Source organism: Mordavella massiliensis, from assembly GCF_016901695.1.
Classification (GTDB): domain Bacteria; phylum Bacillota; class Clostridia; order Lachnospirales; family Lachnospiraceae; genus Claveliimonas; species Claveliimonas massiliensis_A.
In genome coordinates, this window is the sequence record NZ_JACJKS010000110.1 from 1 (window position 1) to 236 (window position 236).

General features: G+C 64.0%; 1 pseudogene. It reads right to left on the minus strand.

Annotated elements, in window-relative coordinates:
- Positions 1-236, minus strand: a pseudogene (locus H6A20_RS13330) (hypothetical protein); the annotation flags it as partial.

A 236-nucleotide genomic window follows, 5' to 3' on the forward strand; every position in this document is an offset into this window, starting at 1 on the left:
CGCACCCTGTCCACGTACAGGGAGTACTCCTTCAGCGTCTGGCAGGCCTCCAGCAGCCCGGGGCTGTGTCCCGCATTGACATTCAGCATCACGGCCCTCAGCTCCAGCCAGGTCTCCTCCGCCGGCACGGCATACAGGTCGGACAGGCGCAGCTCCTGCCGGTCCGGCTGCTTATCCTTTCCATTGTAAAAGATCAGGAACTGCGGCGGCGGGATCAGCACCTTCTCCCGGCCGTA